Annotated in this window: 14 protein-coding genes and 1 tRNA gene; 14 read left to right on the top strand and 1 reads right to left on the bottom strand. The window is 55.7% G+C overall.

Going from position 1 to position 18,405, the window contains the following annotated elements:
* The 10 genes from IE089_RS15870 to rpoC all read left to right on the top strand — a co-directional run.
* On the top strand, positions 1–84 hold an 84-nt coding region (locus tag IE089_RS15870), incomplete at its 5' end, for an EF-Tu C-terminal domain-related protein (protein ID WP_080361393.1).
* A gap of 96 nt (positions 85–180) precedes the next feature.
* Positions 181–256 (top strand) — tRNA-Trp (locus tag IE089_RS15575).
* A 60-nt stretch (positions 257–316) separates the two neighbouring features.
* A complete protein-coding gene (gene secE, locus IE089_RS15570; RefSeq protein WP_189478780.1) occupies positions 317–679 on the top strand; it encodes a preprotein translocase subunit SecE in 363 nt (120 codons plus the stop codon).
* Between the two features lie 21 nt (positions 680–700).
* Complete coding sequence (gene nusG / locus IE089_RS15565) at positions 701–1,234, top strand: transcription termination/antitermination protein NusG (protein ID WP_189478779.1); 534 nt, start codon at positions 701–703, stop codon at positions 1,232–1,234.
* 109 nt (positions 1,235–1,343) lie between these two features.
* Positions 1,344–1,778: a 50S ribosomal protein L11 gene (gene rplK, locus IE089_RS15560; RefSeq protein ID WP_189478778.1), complete on the top strand. Its 435-nt coding sequence runs from the start codon at positions 1,344–1,346 to the stop codon at positions 1,776–1,778.
* A complete protein-coding gene (gene rplA, locus IE089_RS15555; protein WP_189478777.1) occupies positions 1,778–2,473 on the top strand; it encodes a 50S ribosomal protein L1 in 696 nt (231 codons plus the stop codon). Before rplK ends, rplA begins: the two co-directional genes overlap by 1 nt.
* Before the next feature lie 320 nt (positions 2,474–2,793).
* Entirely contained in the window at positions 2,794–3,324 is a 531-nt protein-coding gene (rplJ, locus tag IE089_RS15550; protein WP_189478776.1) for a 50S ribosomal protein L10, read from the top strand.
* A gap of 40 nt (positions 3,325–3,364) precedes the next feature.
* On the top strand, positions 3,365–3,745 hold the full coding sequence (gene rplL / locus IE089_RS15545; protein WP_189478775.1) for a 50S ribosomal protein L7/L12: 381 nt from the start codon (positions 3,365–3,367) through the stop codon (positions 3,743–3,745).
* A gap of 161 nt (positions 3,746–3,906) precedes the next feature.
* Complete coding sequence (rpoB, locus tag IE089_RS15540; protein WP_189478774.1) at positions 3,907–7,980, top strand: DNA-directed RNA polymerase subunit beta; 4,074 nt, start codon at positions 3,907–3,909, stop codon at positions 7,978–7,980.
* A gap of 103 nt (positions 7,981–8,083) precedes the next feature.
* Complete coding sequence (rpoC, locus tag IE089_RS15535) at positions 8,084–12,301, top strand: DNA-directed RNA polymerase subunit beta' (protein ID WP_189478773.1); 4,218 nt, start codon at positions 8,084–8,086, stop codon at positions 12,299–12,301.
* A 351-nt stretch (positions 12,302–12,652) separates the two neighbouring features.
* Here rpoC and fusA (IE089_RS15530) read toward each other — a convergent pair whose 3' ends face one another.
* Positions 12,653–14,737, bottom strand: coding sequence for an elongation factor G (gene fusA, locus IE089_RS15530; RefSeq protein WP_189478772.1), 2,085 nt, complete (start codon positions 14,735–14,737; stop codon positions 12,653–12,655).
* Positions 14,738–15,175: 438 nt separating this feature from the next.
* Between fusA (IE089_RS15530) and rpsL the strand changes: the two genes are divergently transcribed.
* The 4 genes from rpsL to IE089_RS15510 all read left to right on the top strand — a co-directional run.
* Entirely contained in the window at positions 15,176–15,547 is a 372-nt protein-coding gene (gene rpsL / locus IE089_RS15525; protein WP_189478771.1) for a 30S ribosomal protein S12, read from the top strand.
* Positions 15,548–15,661: 114 nt separating this feature from the next.
* Positions 15,662–16,132: a 30S ribosomal protein S7 gene (rpsG, locus tag IE089_RS15520; RefSeq protein WP_189478770.1), complete on the top strand. Its 471-nt coding sequence runs from the start codon at positions 15,662–15,664 to the stop codon at positions 16,130–16,132.
* A gap of 33 nt (positions 16,133–16,165) precedes the next feature.
* On the top strand, positions 16,166–18,274 hold the full coding sequence (gene fusA / locus IE089_RS15515; RefSeq protein WP_189478769.1) for an elongation factor G: 2,109 nt from the start codon (positions 16,166–16,168) through the stop codon (positions 18,272–18,274).
* A gap of 33 nt (positions 18,275–18,307) precedes the next feature.
* Positions 18,308–18,405: GTP-binding protein (locus IE089_RS15510; protein WP_229802813.1), on the top strand; the 98-nt coding region annotated here is incomplete at its 3' end.

Genomic DNA, 18,405 nt, shown 5'->3' with positions numbered 1-18,405 from the left:
GCGATGGAAGAAGGTCTGCGTTTTGCGATCCGTGAAGGCGGTCGTACTGTAGGCGCGGGCGTTGTTGCCAAAATCATCGAGTAATCGATAGCAGCACTCGGGCCGGTACCGCCGGCCCTACAGACTGAGCCGAACCGCTTCTGAGAAGCAGTTCGGCTTCGTCGTCTAGGTGAAAGAGTTAGGCCAGTAGCTCAATTGGCAGAGCAGCGGTCTCCAAAACCGCAGGTTGGGGGTTCGATTCCCTCCTGGCCTGCCATTTATGGCAGGGTTCGCACCGCCTTACAGGGTGCAGTGCAGTAGTAAAGGAAGGCAGGACATGAATACACAAGCAACAGCCAGCCGGTTCGACACCCTTAAGTGGGTCGTTGTGTTCGCACTGGTCGCTGTCGGTGTTGTAGGTAACAGCTACTTCTCCGATCAGTCGCTGTTGTATCGCGTATTGGGTCTGCTGGTGTTGGCGGCTATCGCCGGTTTCGTTGCGTTGCAAACCGCCAAGGGTGCAGCGTTCTGGGACCTGGTGAAGGGCTCACGCACCGAGATTCGCAAGGTTGTCTGGCCCACGCGGCAGGAAACCGTGCAAACCACGCTGATCGTGGTGGTATTTGTATTGTTGGTGGCATTGGTCCTCTGGGGATTGGATTCATTCCTCGGATGGCTGGTTTCACTGGCGATTGGTTAAGCGGACAGTAAGGGTTAGCGAATGTCGAAGCGTTGGTACGTCGTCCATGCCTACTCAGGGTATGAGAAGAAAGTAGCGACTGCGCTGAAAGAGCGTATCGAACTGCACAATATGCAGGATCGCTTCGGCGAAGTGCTGGTGCCCACTGAGGAAGTGATTGAGATGCGCGGCGGCCAGAAGCGTCGCAGCGAGCGCAAGTTCTTCCCTGGCTACGTACTTGTGCAAATGGAGCTGGGTGATGACACCTGGCACCTGGTGAAGGAAACGCCCCGCGTGATGGGCTTTATCGGCGGGAAGGCAGATGCGCCTGCCCCGATTACTGAAGCCGAAGCTGCTGCCATTTTGCAGCGTGTAGAGGATGGGGCAGAAGCGCCGCGTCCCAAGACTATGTTCGAGCCTGGCGAGATGGTCCGGGTTATCGACGGGCCTTTCAACGACTTCAATGGTGTTGTTGAAGAGGTGAACTACGAGAAGAGCCGCCTGAACGTGGCCGTCCTGATTTTTGGACGCTCCACGCCGGTAGAGCTGGAATTCAGTCAGGTCGAGAAGGCCTGATGAACGTGCGGGGCCTGTGCCTCGCGGAGTGAAACGGCAGCATCGCTGCCTCAATGGGGAGCTCTAGTAGGCCCAGGCCGAAACAGCGTTATTACCCGGGAGATGACAAATGGCTAAGAAAGTCGAAGCTTATATCAAGCTGCAAGTGCCTGCTGGTCAGGCCAACCCCAGCCCCCCCGTGGGTCCGGCGCTGGGTCAGCACGGTGTGAACATCATGGAATTCTGTAAGGCGTTTAACGCTGAGACTCAGGGTACTGAGCCCGGTCTGCCAATTCCTGTTGTGATCACTGTTTACAGCGACCGTTCCTTCACCTTCATCAAGAAGACGCCGCCTGCTTCAGTTCTGCTGCGCAAGGTCGCGAAGATCAAGAAGGGCTCCGGCACCCCCAACACCAACAAGGTGGGCAAGGTGAATCGCGCTCAGCTGGAAGAAGTGGCTACCCAGAAGTGGCCTGACCTGACGGCGGCCGATATGGATGCTGCGGTAAGGACTATTGCTGGTAGCGCACGTTCTGCCGGTATCGAAGTAGAGGGTGTGAACTAATGGCCAAGCTCTCAAAGCGCATGCGCGCGTTTCAAGAAAAAGTAGATCCCACACGTTCCTACCCTATCGAGGAGGCGGTTGGCCTGCTCAAGGAACTGGCAACCGCAAAGTTCAACGAAACCGTTGAAGTTGCAGTCAACCTGGGTGTGGACGCGAAGAAATCCGATCAGGGCGTTCGCGGCGCAACAACACTGCCCCACGGCACTGGCAGCGACGTTCGCGTTGCCGTATTCACCCAGGGTGATGCTGCCGAGAAGGCCAAGGCGGCAGGTGCTGACCTGGTCGGCATGGAAGATCTGGCAGACCAGATCAAGGGCGGCATGATGGACTTTGATGTCGTCATTGCAACCCCCGACGCCATGCGTGTGGTCGGTCAGTTGGGTCAGGTTCTGGGTCCCCGCGGTCTGATGCCGAACCCCAAGACTGGCACTGTTACACCTGACGTTGAAACAGCGGTTAACAACGCCAAGGCCGGTCAGGTGCGTTTCCGTACTGACAAAAACGGCATCATCCACGGTGGAATCGGCAAGATTTCATTCGAACTGGATGCCATCAAGGGCAACCTTGAGGCCGTACTGGCTGACCTGAAGAAGGCCAAGCCCGCTGCCGCTAAAGGCGTGTACATGAAGAAAGTCACTCTGAGCACCACTATGGGCCCGGGCGTGACCATCGACCAAGCGTCGATAGAAGATTGATCGGAGTGCTCCCATAAGGAGCACTTCCTCAAGACCGGTCAGGGACGATCGGTTAGCTGAGCAGCAAATGGGCTATCTGCCTGTATGTTGCTCACTTTGAGGTCTTTGGATGAGGCTCTGGGTTCATCCCCGTTTAGCTGAGAACTGAAGACCATCAAAGACCGTAGGTGCCAGTGCTGTTGCGGTATAGCAGCCAGGCTTAATCGAGGTCAGCCCGAGAGGGCGCACCGATGCCTACGCAGATGGTGGAATTGTTCACCACAGGCGGCAAGTGCATAGCTTTGTATTTGCCTTAATGAGTAACTCCAGGAGTTATACCAGTGGCAATTGGACTCGAAGACAAAAAAGCGATCGTTGCTGAAGTTAACGAGACTGCCACCAGTGCCCTTTCCCTGGTCATCGCCGACGCACGTGGCGTGACTGTGGATGGGATGACAGCTCTGCGTAAAGACGCCCGTGAAAACCAGGTGACCCTCCGTGTTGTACGGAACACTCTGGCCAAGCGAGCGCTGGAAGGAACTGACTACGAGTGCATTAATGACTCGTTGGCCGGGCCCTCCCTGTTCGGATTTTCTATGGAAGATCCGGGCGCAGCAGCTCGACTCTTTAAGGATTTCGCCAAGGAGAATGACAACTTCGAGGTGAAGGCACTGGCGGTGAGCGGCCAGATGCTGGGTGCAGATCAACTGGATGTACTTGCCAAGTTGCCGACGCGCGACCAGGCACTCTCAATGCTGATGAGTGTTATGAAAGCGCCGACGACCAAGCTTGTACAGACAATGAACGAAGTACCTGGAAAATTGGTTCGCACACTGGCAGCAGTTCGCGATCAGAAAGAGGCAGTGGCGTAAGCCCTGTCATTATTGAAATAGCTAAACAGGAGATTGAGTCATGGCTCTGTCTAAAGATGACATTCTGAATGCAATCGCAGAAATGAGCGTAATGGATATCGTTGAGCTCATCGAAGCGATGGAAGAAAAATTCGGTGTAACCGCCGCTGCAGCTGTTGCTGCTGCTCCGGCTGCCGCAGCTGGCGATGCTGGTGGTGCAGCTGAAGAGCAGACTGAATTTGACGTAATCCTGTCGTCCGCTGGCGACAAGAAAGTTAACGTCATTAAGGTTGTTCGTGCAGTAACTGGCCTTGGTCTGAAAGAAGCCAAGGGCCTCGTTGACGGCGCACCTTCCCCAATCAAGGAAGGCGCTTCTAAAGAAGAAGCCGAAGACATCAAGAAGCAGCTGGAAGAAGCCGGCGGCACTGCTGAGCTCAAGTAAGCTCAGCACCTGGCCGGATCTAGGTCTGGCCGAGACAAGGCTGGCGGGCAAAATGCTCGCCGGCCTTTTCCCGCTTCAAGGGAACAGATTTTCGGGCCGCACTGCGGGCCCGGTAAAAGCCTCACGGGGCAGCGCAAGGCAGATCATGCTGGGGAGTACTGATGGCATACTCGTACACTGAGAAAAAACGTATTCGCAAGGATTTCGGCATGTTGCCGAAGGTGATGGATGTTCCATACCTGCTTGCGATTCAATTGGATTCTTACCGCAAATTCACCCAGCAGGGCATCCCGCTCAGCGAGCGTGGTGACTATGGCCTGCACGCCGCCTTTAAATCCGTATTCCCGATCGTAAGCTACAGTGGCAATGCGGCGCTGGAGTACGTGGATTACAACTTGGGTACACCCGTTTTTGACGTTGACGAATGTCAGCTGCGGGGTGTGACCTACTCATGCGCGCTGCGCGTGAAAGTTCGCCTGATCATTTACGATAAGGAATCAGCGAACAAGACCATCAAAGACATCAAGGAACAAGAAGTCTACATGGGGGAAATCCCCCTGATGACAGAGAACGGTACCTTCGTCATCAACGGTACCGAACGCGTTATCGTGTCTCAGTTGCACCGCTCCCCAGGTGTGTTCTTTGATCACGATAAGGGAAAAACCCACTCCTCTGGCAAGCTGCTGTATTCAGCCCGGGTGATTCCCTACCGTGGCTCATGGCTGGATTTCGAGTTCGACCCCAAGGACCTGGTCTTCGTCCGTATCGACCGTCGTCGTAAGCTGCCCGCCACTATTTTGCTGCGCGCACTGGGATACAGCTCAGAAGAAATTCTGGAGATGTTCTACGAGATAAACACCTTCAGCTCAGGAGAAGAGGGTGCTTACACCATGACCCTGATCCCAGAGCGCCTGCGTGGTGATGTTGCCGCCTTCGACATCAAGGTTGGCCGCAAGGTGATTGTTGAACAGAGCCGGCGAATCACTGCACGCCATATTCGTCAGCTTGAAGAAGCGGGCGTATCTGAGCTGGAGGTACCCACTGAGTACCTGCTGGGCCGTGCGCTAGCCAAGAACATTGTCGACGAGAAATCGGGTGAGGTGCTGTTTGAGTGCAACACCGAGTTGACAGAAGAGGTGCTTGGTCAGCTTGCTGAAGCTGAGATCAAGTCTATCGAGACGCTGTACACCAACGACCTTGATTGTGGACCGTTCGTCTCTGATACGTTGCGTCAGGATACTACCCGCAACGAGCTGGAAGCCTTGGTAGAAATCTACCGCATGATGCGCCCCGGCGAGCCGCCCACTAAAGAGTCGGCGGAAAACCTGTTCCAGAACCTGTTCTTCTCGCATGACCGTTACGATTTGTCGGCGGTTGGTCGCATGAAGTTCAACCGCCGCCTGGGTCGCGAAGACGTGACTGGCAGCGGCGTACTGGATCGTGAAGACATTGTCGATGTACTGCAGACGCTGGTGTCTATCCGCAACGGTAAGGGTATGGTGGACGACATTGACCACCTGGGTAACCGTCGCGTTCGTAGCGTTGGTGAGATGGCTGAGAACCAGTTCCGTGTCGGTTTGGTGCGTGTTGAGCGCGCGGTTAAAGAGCGTCTCTCTATGGCCGAGAGTGAAGGCCTGATGCCTCAGGACCTGATCAATGCCAAGCCGGTTTCTGCCGCAGTGAAAGAGTTCTTTGGCTCCAGCCAGCTGTCCCAGTTCATGGACCAGAATAACCCCCTGTCGGAAGTGACGCACAAGCGCCGTGTTTCTGCGCTCGGCCCGGGTGGTCTGACCCGAGAGCGTGCTGGCTTTGAGGTGCGTGACGTACACCCGACGCACTACGGTCGTGTGTGTCCCATTGAAACACCTGAAGGTCCAAACATTGGCCTGATCAATTCCCTGGCGACCTATGCCCGGACTAACGAGTACGGATTCCTGGAAAGCCCCTACCGTAAAGTTGTAGACGGCAAGGTAACTGACGAGATCGAATACCTGTCGGCGATTAATGAAGCGGAATACATCATTGCGCAGGCGTCAGCCACGCTGGATGATAAGGGCCGTTTCGTCGATGAACTCATCAATGTCCGTCACCTGAACGAGTTCACGCTGCAACCCCCGGAAAGCGTCCAGTACATGGATGTATCTCCAAAGCAGGTTGTCTCCATCGCTGCCGCGCTTATCCCCTTCCTGGAGCACGATGATGCGAACCGTGCACTGATGGGGTCGAACATGCAGCGTCAGGCTGTGCCTACGCTGGTGAGCGACAAGCCACTGGTGGGCACCGGTATGGAGCGCTATGTTGCAGCCGACTCTGGCGTCTGTGTTGTGGCCAAGCGCGGCGGTGTCATTGAATCAGTTGATGCCAGCCGGATTGTGGTTCGCGTTGCCGATAAAGACGTTAACGTTGATGAAGCGCCCGTCGATATCTATAACCTGACTAAGTACAAGCGCTCCAACCAGAACACTTGCATCAACCAGCGCCCGATTGTGCGTCAAGGGGATGCTGTGTCGCGCGGCGATGTGCTGGCTGACGGCCCGTCCATCGATATGGGCGAACTGGCACTGGGCCAGAACATGCGCATCGCGTTCATGCCCTGGAACGGTTACAACTTCGAGGACTCCATCCTGGTGTCCGAGCGTGTTGTTAAAGAAGACCGATTCACCACGATTCATATTCAGGAACTGACCTGTATTGCCCGTGACACAAAGCTGGGGCCCGAGGAAATCTCTGCGGATATCCCCAACGTTGGCGAAGGCGCATTGGGTAAGCTGGACGAATCCGGCATTGTTTACATCGGTGCAGAAGTTGACGCCGGCGATATTCTCGTTGGTAAAGTTACGCCCAAGGGCGAGACTCAGCTGACTCCGGAAGAGAAGCTGCTGCGCGCCATCTTTGGTGAGAAAGCCTCAGACGTTAAGGACTCCTCCCTGCGCGTACCTTCCAGCACCAAGGGTACGGTTATCGATGTACAGGTCTTCACGCGCGATGGCCTTGAGAAAGACGCGCGCGCCCAGCAGATCGAGAAGTATCAGCTGGACGAGTACCGCAAAGACCTGAAAGAAGAGCTGCGTATCTTCGAGGAGGCGACCTTCAATCGCCTGGGCAATATGCTCAAGGGCAAGAAGACCGTCAGCGGTGGTGGCCTGACCAAGGGCACCAGCCTTACGGAGAAAGTTCTGGCTGAACTGGATCGTGAGCAGTGGTTCAAGCTCAAGGTGTCAGATGCTGATCTCAATGAGGCAGTTGCCTCTGCACAGCGTCAGCTGGAAGAGCAGAATAAGCTGCTGGAAGAGCGCTTCGAAGACAAGAAGAGCAAGCTGCAGAGCGGCGACGATCTTGCACCCGGCGTACTCAAAATCGTTAAGGTGTATCTCGCTGTTAAGCGTCGTATCCAGCCTGGCGATAAGATGGCGGGACGTCACGGTAACAAGGGTGTTATTTCGGTCATTATGCCCGTGGAAGACATGCCCTACGATGGGAACGGTGAGCCCGTTGATATCGTGCTGAATCCGCTGGGCGTACCCTCGCGGATGAACGTGGGCCAGATTCTGGAAACCCACCTGGGTATGGCTGCCAAGGGTCTTGGCGACAAGATCAATGGCATGATCGAAGAGCAGCGCAAAGTGGCCGAGGTTCGCAAGTTCCTTGAAGCCGTTTACAACAATGGCGCGGGTCGTATCGAAGACCTGAAGTCACTGAGCGATACGGAGATCATGGAGCTGGCTGGTAACCTTGCCGGCGGTGTACCCATGGCAACGCCCGTGTTTGACGGCGCGGCTGAAGAGTCCATCAAGGAGCTTCTCAAGCTGGCTGATATGCCAGAGAGCGGTCAGTTCACGCTGTACGATGGTCGTACCGGTGACACCTTTGATCGTCCGGTCACTGTGGGTTACATGTATATGCTCAAGCTCAACCACCTGGTGGATGACAAGATGCATGCGCGCTCCACGGGATCCTATAGCCTGGTAACTCAGCAGCCGCTGGGTGGTAAGGCACAGTTCGGTGGCCAGCGCTTCGGTGAGATGGAGGTCTGGGCGCTGGAAGCATACGGTGCGGCGTACACGCTGCAGGAGATGCTGACCGTGAAGTCAGACGACGTCACAGGCCGTACCAAGATGTACAAAAACATTGTCGATGGCGATCATCGCATGGAGCCGGGCATGCCCGAGTCCTTCAATGTGTTGGTCAAGGAAATCCGCTCGCTCGGTATCGATATAGAGCTGGAAAACGACTGACACGCAGCGACCCCCGTACGCGGGGGTTTGCCCTAAACAATGAAGGACAACGGTTGGCAGCCTAGTGCTGCCAGCAGAAGGAAAACCTCGCGGAGGAAAGACCTTGAAAGATCTACTTAATTTGCTGAAGTCCCAAGGACAGACAGACGAATTCGACTCAATCCGAATCGGCCTGGCATCGCCGGAGATGATTCGCTCCTGGTCGTTCGGGGAAGTGAAAAAGCCCGAGACCATTAACTACCGTACGTTCAAGCCCGAGCGTGACGGCTTGTTCTGCGCCAAGATTTTTGGCCCGGTGAAGGACTACGAGTGCCTGTGCGGTAAGTACAAGCGCCTGAAGCACCGCGGTGTCATCTGTGAAAAGTGTGGCGTTGAAGTCGCGCTGGCAAAAGTGCGTCGTGAGCGCATGGGTCACATTGAACTTGCCAGCCCGGTTGCACACATCTGGTTCCTGAAGTCACTGCCGTCCCGTATCGGTTTGCTGCTGGATATGACCCTGCGTGATATCGAGCGTGTTCTGTACTTTGAATCCTATGTAGTAACCGATCCCGGTATGACCACACTGGAGCATGGGCAACTGCTGACAGATGAGCAGTACTACGAGTCCATGGAAGAGTTTGGTGACGAGTTCTCGGCCAAGATGGGTGCCGAGGCTGTTCAGGATCTGATGATGCAATTGGACCTGGATGGAGAGATCGCACGCCTGCGTGAAGAGATCCCCGCCACTAATTCTGAAACCAAGATCAAGAAGCTGTCCAAGCGCCTTAAGCTGATGGAAGCCTTCGCCAACTCCGGCAATAAGCCAGAGTGGATGGTGTTGAACGCGCTGCCCGTGCTGCCACCGGATCTTCGTCCGCTGGTTCCGCTGGACGGTGGCCGCTTCGCGACTTCAGACCTGAACGATTTGTACCGTCGCGTTATCAACCGTAACAACCGTCTCAAGCGCCTGCTGGACTTGAACGCGCCGGACATCATTGTGCGCAACGAAAAGCGGATGCTGCAGGAGTCTGTGGATGCGCTGCTGGATAACGGACGTCGCGGTCGTGCGATTACCGGCTCCAACAAGCGTCCGCTGAAATCGCTGGCAGACATGATCAAGGGTAAGCAGGGTCGTTTCCGTCAGAACCTGCTGGGTAAGCGTGTGGACTACTCTGGCCGTTCCGTGATCGTGGTTGGCCCCACGCTGCGACTGCACCAGTGTGGCCTGCCCAAGAAGATGGCCCTTGAGCTGTTTAAGCCCTTTATCTTCGGCAAGCTGGAAGCGCGTGGTCTTGCGACCACCATCAAGGCTGCCAAGAAGATGGTAGAACGCGAGCCGCCAGAAGTTTGGGACATCCTCGCCGAAGTTATCCGCGAGCACCCGGTACTTCTGAACCGTGCCCCGACGCTTCACCGTCTTGGCATCCAGGCCTTTGAGCCTGTGCTGATTGAAGGTAAGGCAATTCAGCTGCATCCTCTGGTATGTGCGGCCTACAACGCTGACTTTGACGGTGACCAGATGGCGGTACACGTGCCGCTGACACTGGAAGCCCAGTTGGAAGCGCGTGCTCTGATGATGTCGACCAACAACATCCTGTCGCCCGCAAACGGCGAGCCCATTATTGTGCCTTCGCAGGACGTGGTATTGGGCCTGTACTACATGACCCGCGAGCGTATCAACGCCAAGGGCGAGGGTATGGTCTTCGCTAATGTGGCTGAGGTGCACCGCGCCTACATTGGTGAGCAGGTTGACCTGCACGCACGCGTTAAAGTGCGCATCACTGAGGACGTGCAGATGGAAGAGGGTGACAGCGTAGCGCGCACCTTCGTCGCCGAAACGACCGTAGGTCGAGCCCTGCTGTGGGAGATCGTACCCGAAGGCCTGGCCTTCGATATGGTCAACCAGCCCATGGCCAAGAAGGCGATTTCTCGCATCATCAACCGTTGCTACCGCGTGGTGGGCCTGAAGGCCACGGTTATCTTCGCTGACCGCCTGATGTATACGGGTTACGAGTACTCCACGCGTTCCGGCGCCTCGATTGGTGTGAATGATTTCGTCATTCCGGATGCCAAGGCTGAGTTGATTGATCACGCCGAAGCGGAAGTCAAAGAAATCGAAGACCAGTACGCAGCCGGCCTGGTAACCCAGGGTGAGAAGTACAACAAGGTTATCGACATCTGGTCACGTGCGAACGACCTGGTGTCCAAGTCGATGATGGAAGGTCTTTCAAAAGAGACCGTGGTCAACAAAGACGGAGAAGATGAAGAGCAGTCTTCGTTTAACTCTGTGTTTATCTATGCCGATTCCGGTGCGCGTGGTTCGCCCGCTCAGATCCGTCAGTTGGCGGGTATGCGTGGTCTGATGGCCAAGCCCGATGGCTCGATCATCGAAACACCCATCGTCGCTAACTTCCGTGAAGGTTTGAACGTACTGCAGTACTTCATCTCTACGCACGGTGCTCGAAAGGGTCTGGCGGATACTGCACTGAAAACTGCAAACTCCGGTTACCTGACACGTCGATTGGTCGACGTTGCCCAGGACCTGGTAGTGACAGAAGAAGACTGTGGCACAGACACCGGTCTGCTGATGACACCCGTTATTGATGGTGGCGACATCATCGAATCTCTGGGTGATCGCGTGCTGGGCCGTATTGTTGCGCGCGATGTAATCAAGCCCGGCACCGAAGACGAGATTGCCATTACTGCGGGCACCATGCTCGACGAGCTGTGGATTACGCGCATCGAAGAGATGGGTATCGACGAAGTTGAAGTGCGCTCTCCGATCACCTGTGAGACACGCCACGGTATCTGCTCCACCTGTTACGGACGCGACCTGGCACGTGGTCACAAGGTGAACATGGGTGAGGCGATTGGTGTCGTAGCTGCACAGTCGATTGGTGAGCCGGGTACCCAGCTGACCATGCGTACTTTCCACATTGGTGGTGCGGCCTCCCGTGCGACAGCGCAGGACAACATCCAGGTAATGAACGACGGTACTATCCGTCTGCACAACCTGAAGTCGGTAGAGCGTACCGACGGTACACTGATTGCAGTTTCGCGTTCCGGTGAGCTGTCACTGCTGGATACCATGGGCCGTGAGCGTGAGCGCTACAAGCTGCCCTACGGTGCAGTGATCAAGGTTGCTGACCACGCAGAAGTGAAAGCTGGCGACGTCGTTGCCAACTGGGATCCGCACACGCACCCAATCATCACTGAGGTTGCGGGTACAGCCAAGTTCAGTGGTATGGACGAAGGCATTACCGTCAAGCGCAAGACAGATGATCTAACCGGTCTGTCCAGCATCGAAGTCATCGAGCCGGGTGAGCGCCCCGCAGCGGGTAAGGACATTCGTCCTGCAGTAACGCTGGTCGACGATAAAGGTAAGGAGCTGTGCCTGGCCGGCACCAATGTGCCAGCCCATTACTTCCTGCCTGCGCTTGCGCTGGTGAGCATGGAAGATGGCGCCAAGCTGGAAGCGGGTGACGTGATTGCCCGTATCCCGCAGGAGGGTTCCAAGACCCGTGATATTACCGGTGGTCTGCCGCGCGTTGCCGACTTGTTCGAAGCGCGTAAGCCGAAAGAGCCTGCGATTCTGGCTGAGATTTCGGGCACCGTTTCCTTCGGTAAGGAAACCAAAGGCAAGCGTCGTCTGGTGATCACACCGACTGACGGCAAGCCGCTGGCGGATGGCTCGGATCACTACGAGGCATTGATCCCGAAATGGCGCAACCTGTCTGTGTTCGAAGGTGAATACGTAGAGAAAGGCGAGGTCGTTTCAGAAGGTCCGCTGAGCCCGCACGACATCCTCCGGCTCAAAGGCATTGAGGAGCTGGCGAACTACATCGTCAACGAGATCCAGGAGGTTTACCGCCTCCAGGGCGTGAAGATCAACGATAAGCACATCGAGGTGATTGTTCGCCAGATGCTGCGTAAGGTGATCATTACCGCCGCGGGTGACTCTAACTTCATCAAGGGCGAGCAAGTCGAGTACGTTAACTTCCTCGAAGAGAACGAGCGTCTGCAGGCAGAAGGCCTGGTGGTTGCCGGTGGTGAGCGTGAGCTTCTGGGTATCACCAAAGCGTCGCTGGCAACCGAGAGCTTTATCTCCGCGGCCTCCTTCCAGGAGACAACCCGCGTGTTGACGGAAGCTGCGGTGACCGGCAAGCGCGACTACCTCCGTGGTCTGAAAGAGAACGTAGTTGTGGGTCGACTGATTCCCGCGGGTACTGGCCTTGCTTACCATGAGGAGCGCAAGCGTACCCGTGATGGTGAGACTGAGATGACTGTGTCTGCTCAGGACATCGAGGCGGCACTGCGTGAGGAACTGATGGCTGAGGAGTAATTCTCAAGCCAGCGCAAGAAAGGCGGTGAGTGTTCTCACCGCCTTTTTTTTGTTTGGGAAATCGTTCGCTCTGGTAGTGACCACCACTGTGAATTGATGGCCCAGCCCACACAGTGGCCTCGATCTGTGTCCTTCCTGCCTTCCTTCCTGTGTATTCAGTTTTAGAGCGTGATCGATCGAAGCTCGGGCCCATTCAGCAACAGAGTTACGGGAAGCACCTGTGCATGCTGAATCAGGCAGTGATTCTTAAACGCCAGGGTTGACCCGACGGCATCGCCGTAGAGCGCGAACCCCTGAAAGCAGGGCACAAAAAAGCCGGCGCTAGGCCGGCTTTCTTGATGAGAGCAGGATTTAGCCCGCTTTCTTACGCTCTGCGACTTCAGCAATGACCTCATCAGATACGTTCTGAGGGCAAGGCATGTAGTGTGAGAACTCCATGGAGAACTGACCACGGCCAGAAGTCATGGTACGCAGGTGGCCGATGTAGCCGAACATCTCTGACAGTGGTACGTCAGCCTTGATGCGAACGCCAGTGGCGCCAGCGTCCTGGTCTTTGATCATGCCGCGGCGACGGTTGAGGTCACCGATAACGTCACCCACGTGATCGTCTGGGGTGAATACGTCAACTTTCATGATCGGCTCGATCAGCTGTGCGCCCGCCTTTGGCATAGACTGACGGAAGGCGCCTTTGGCGGCCAGCTCGAAGGCGATGGCCGAGGAGTCAACCGCGTGGAACGCACCATCGTACAGCTCGATCTCTACGTCCAGAACGGGGAAGCCAGCAATCGGGCCTTCTTCCATCATGACCTGGAAACCCTTCTCAATCGCGGGGAAGAATTCCTTGGGAACGTTACCGCCCACAACGGTCGAGGAGAACGCGAAGCCAGAACCGGGCTCGCCGGGCTTGATGCGGTAGTCGATCTTACCGAACTGACCAGAACCACCTGACTGCTTCTTGTGCGTGTAGGAATCTTCGATAGCCGTGGTGATCGTCTCGCGGTAGGCAACCTGTGGCTTGCCGACTTCCAGCTCTACACCGTAGGTGCGCTTGAGGATGTCGACTTTAACGTCCAGGTGAAGCTCGCCCATACCTTTGAGGATGGTCTCGCCAGAGTCTTCGTCTGTCTCAACGCGGAAGGAGGGGTCTTCAGCAACCATCTTGCCGATCGCAATACCCATTTTCTCTGCACCGCCCTTGTCTTTGGGAGCAACAGCGATCGAGATTACCGGCTCTGGGAACACCATGGCTTCCAGTGTACAGGGCACCTTCGGATCACACAGTGTGTGACCTGTTTGTACATTCTTCATACCAACGATGGCGATAATGTCGCCGGCCTGGGCGGAGTCCAGCTCGGCTCGGTCGTTGGCGTGCATCTCAACCATTCGGCCGATGCGCTCAGTCTTGCCGGTGAAGGAGTTAAGGATGGTGTCGCCTTTCTGCAACTTACCGGAGTAGATGCGAACGAAGGTCAGAGCACCGAAGCGGTCGTCCATGATCTTGAACGCCAATGCGCGCAGCGGCTCTTCAGGATCAACAGTTGCCACCTCACCAGTAGGCTCACCGGCTTCGTCTGTCAGCGGCTGCGGATCGACTTCGGTCGGGTTGGGCAGGTAGTCGACAACGGCGTCCAGCACCAGCTGGATACCCTTGTCCTTGAACGCAGAACCACAGTACGTGGGGAAGAAGTCCAGTTTGCGAGTGCCTTCGCGGATGCAGCGCTTGATGTCGTCCATGGAGGGTTCGTTACCTTCCAGGTACTGTTCCATCAGGTCATCATCCTGCTCGACAGCCATCTCGATCAGCTTCTCGCGCCACTCTTCGACTTCGTCAACCATGTCTTCGGGGACATCAGTGATATCAAACTTCTCGGGGTTGCCCGGATCAGGCCATACGTGCGCTTTGCGAGTCAGCAGATCGACAACGCCGATGAAACCGTCTTCGCGGCCAATGGGAAGAACCATGACCAGCGGGTTGGCACCCAGTACGTCTTCAACCTGCTTAACAACGCGGTAGAAATCAGCACCGATACGGTCCAGCTTGTTGACGAAGATCAGGCGGGATACTTCTGATTCGTTGGCGTAGCGCCAGTTGGTTTCCGACTGTGGCTCAACGCCACCGGAGCCGCAGAATACACCCACGCCGCCATCGAGAACCTTCAGTGAACGATAAACTTCAACGGTGAAGTCTACGTGTCCGGGCGTGTCGATGATGTTCAGGCGATGATCTTTCCAGAAACAGGTAGTTGCTGCAGATTGAATGGTAATACCACGCTCCTGCTCCTGCTCCATGAAGTCAGTGGTTGCCTGGCCATCGTGCACCTCACCGGTTTTATGGATCTTACCGGTGAGCTTCAGGATGCGCTCAGTGGTGGTGGTTTTACCGGCGTCAACGTGTGCGAAGATGCCGATGTTGCGGTACAAAGATAAGTCAGCCATGGGTATTCCCGGTTGATTTCGTATGGGCGGAAAAAAATAGGGCGCAATGGTACAGGAAAGCTGCGCGGTTGGGGAGGAAAATCGACCGCTTTTTGAGCGCGTAAGGCGTAAATTTTGCGGCTGCTCCAGTACGAAAGCCTGACACCCCCAATTCACTTCTGCGGTAAGTCTTCCCTCCTTATATACGACTACTGCAAACGGGTATTGAGAACCGCTTAACGCGGGTTATTTGTGGCCAGTTATCCGCCCCGGGAAGACCTACTTGGGCAAGAGCCTAAGTGCTTGACTCGCCTACCGTCGGTCTATAGAATTCCGCCTCCTCTTTCGGGGGGTCTCCTGCGCGTCTGTTTTTCAGGTCGCACTATGCAAGGGCTGCTTCGACTGGGAGCCATGGCGGTAACGCCATGAAACACAAACATATTTTGGAGTTCAAACTGAATGGCAACGATCAACCAGTTGGTTCGTAAGCCGAGAAAGCGCAAGGTCGCCAAGAGTGACGTACCCGCACTGCAGGCTTGCCCGCAGCGTCGTGGTGTGTGCACCCGTGTTTATACGACTACGCCCAAGAAGCCGAACTCTGCACTGCGTAAAGTCTGCCGTGTGCGCCTGACCAATGGCTATGAAGTTTCTTCATACATTGGTGGTGAAGGCCACAACCTGCAGGAGCACAGTGTGGTTCTGATTCGTGGCGGTCGTGTAAAGGACCTGCCTGGTGTGCGTTATCACACCGTGCGCGGCAGCCTGGACACCTCTGGAGTCGCCGACCGTAAGCAAGGTCGCTCCAAGTACGGTGCCAAGCGTCCCAAGTAAGGGATCTCAGCTGTAACACAACCACGTTGTAAGTAAGGCCGAACCCCTGCCTCCCCCGCCTACAAGTGGCAGGTTGGTGTTCGGGTAAACCTGAAGAGAGAGAAGGGCAATAGCATGCCAAGAAGACGCGTAGTCGCTAAACGCGAAGTACTGCCGGATCCCAAATTCGGTAACGTAACGCTAGCGAAATTCATGAACCATGTAATGGTAAGCGGCAAGAAGTCAGTCGCTGAGAGCATTGTTTACGGTGCACTTGATATTGTTCAGGACAAGCTGAGCAAAGACCCCCTCGAAGTATTCGACGAAGCGCTGGAAAACATCGCTCCCATGGTAGAGGTAAAGTCTCGCCGTGTGGGTGGTGCAACCTACCAGGTGCCGGTTGAAGTTCGTCCCTCCCGCCGTGTAGCGCTGTCCATGCGCTGGCTGGTGGAGTACGCACGTAACCGCGGTGAGAAGTCTATGCGCCAACGTCTGGCCGGTGAAATCATCGACGCATCTCAGGGCAAGGGTAATGCCGTGAAGAAGCGCGAAGATGTGCACCGCATGGCGGAAGCCAACAAGGCGTTCTCGCACTACCGTTTCTAAGCCGTCTGGCAGTCTTTCTGCGGAGAGTCTTACGTGGCACGTAAAACACCGATCAACAGATACAGGAATATTGGTATCTGCGCGCACGTGGATGCGGGTAAAACCACCACCACCGAGCGCGTCCTGTTCTACACCGGTCTTTCTCACAAGATCGGTGAAGTGCATGACGGTGCAGCCACGATGGACTGGATGGAGCAGGAGCAGGAGCGGGGTATCACAATTACCTCTGCTGCAACCACCTGCTTCTGGCGCGGTATGGATGCGCAATTCGATGAACACCGCATCAATATCATCGATACGCCCGGGCACGTAGATTTCACCATTGAGGTGGAGCGTTCCCTGCGCGTATTGGACGGTGCTGTCGTTGTACTGTGCGGCTCATCAGGCGTGCAACCACAGACAGAAACGGTTTGGCGACAAGCCAACAAGTATCACGTACCGCGCATGGTCTTCGTCAACAAGATGGACCGTGCGGGTGCGGATTTCCGCAGCGTTGTAAGTCAACTGACAGAGCGGCTGGGTGCAAACCCTGTGCCTCTGCAAATGACCATTGGCGCTGAGGACGAATTTAAAGGCGTTGTAGACCTTGTTAAGAACAAGGCCATCATCTGGAGCGAAGCCGATCAGGGCATGAGCTTCGAGTACGCCGATGTCCCCGCGGACATGGCCGATGAAGTCGCGGAAATGCGCGAGTTCATGATTGAGGCTGCCGCGGAGGCAACCGAAGAGCTCATGGAGAAATACCTTGAAGAGGGTGAGCTCACAGAAGATGAAATCAAGGAAGGCCTTCGTGCTCGTACGCTGGCGAACGAAATTGTTCCCGTGCTGGGCGGTAGTGCCTTCAAGAACAAAGGGGTTCAGGCCGTCCTCGATGCGGTGATTGAGTACATGCCTGCGCCGACGGAAGTGAAAGCCATCGAAGGAACGCTGGACGACGGTGAAACTGTCGATACGCGCGAGGCCGATGATAACGCACCGTTTGCTGCCCTGGCGTTCAAGATAGCGACAGATCCATTTGTCGGCACACTGACGTTCTTCCGTGTGTACTCTGGCAAACTGGAAAGCGGTACCGGCGTGTTCAATTCTGTGAAGCAGAAGAAAGAGCGCGTGGGCCGCATGGTGCAGATGCACTCCAATAGTCGCGAGGAAATCAAAGAAGTTCTGGCGGGCGATATTGCTGCGGCCGTGGGGCTGAAAGATGTTACGACCGGGGACACGCTTTGCGACATTGGCAGCCCCATCGTGCTGGAACGTATGGAGTTCCCTGAACCTGTTATTTCGGTAGCGGTAGAGCCGCGCTCGCAGGCCGATCAGGAAAAGATGGGTGTAGCGCTGGGCAAGTTGGCTCAGGAAGATCCTTCTTTCCGCGTTAAGACCGACGAGGAAACAGGCCAGACCATCATCTCCGGCATGGGTGAGCTTCACCTGGATATTATCGTTGACCGTATGCGTCGCGAGTTCAGCGTTGAGGCAAATATTGGTAAGCCCCAGGTGGCCTACCGCGAAGCAATTCGCAACATCTCCGAAATTGAAGGCAAGTTCGTTCGCCAATCCGGTGGTCGTGGCCAGTACGGCCATGTCTGGATCAAGTTTGAGCCTGCCGAAGACCCGAACGATGAGGGGTTGGAATTCGTCAACGAGATCGTTGGCGGGATTGTGCCGCGAGAATACATCCCTGCGGTGCAAAAGGGTGTTGAAGAACAAATGCAAAACGGGGTGCTGGCTGGTTACCCCCTGCTGGGGCTGAAGGCCACCTTGTACGATGGATCTTTCCACGATGTGGACTCCAACGAAATGGCTTTCAAGATTGCTGCCAGCATGGCCACAAAGAAGTTGGCCGAGCACGGCGGTGCGGTGTTACTTGAGCCTGTTATGAAGGTTGAGGTAGTTACCCCGGAAGAAAATATGGGCGATGTGGTGGGAGACCTGAATCGCCGACGTGGCCTCATTGCCGGCATGGATGAAAATCCATCCGGGAAGGTGGTCAACGCTGAAGTGCCGCTGGCGGAGATGTTTGGTTATGCGACCGACCTGCGCAGCGCTACCCAGGGACGCGCGACGTACACTATGGAGTTTTCCAAGTACGCCGAAGCGCCCAGCAATATTGCGGATGCGATCATCTCCAAAAACGCAACTCATTAACTAATCGACAATCTCATACAGAGGTGAATTAAAGTGGCAAAGGAAACATTTGAGCGTACGAAACCCCACGTAAACGTGGGCACAATTGGTCACGTTGACCACGGTAAGACTACTCTGACGGCAGCGCTGAC

This window comes from Parahalioglobus pacificus (genome assembly GCF_014652275.1).
GTDB lineage: Bacteria > Pseudomonadota > Gammaproteobacteria > Pseudomonadales > Halieaceae > Parahalioglobus > Parahalioglobus pacificus.
Note: the sequence above shows the minus strand (reverse complement) of the source record. Positions and strands in the feature narration are given on the sequence as shown.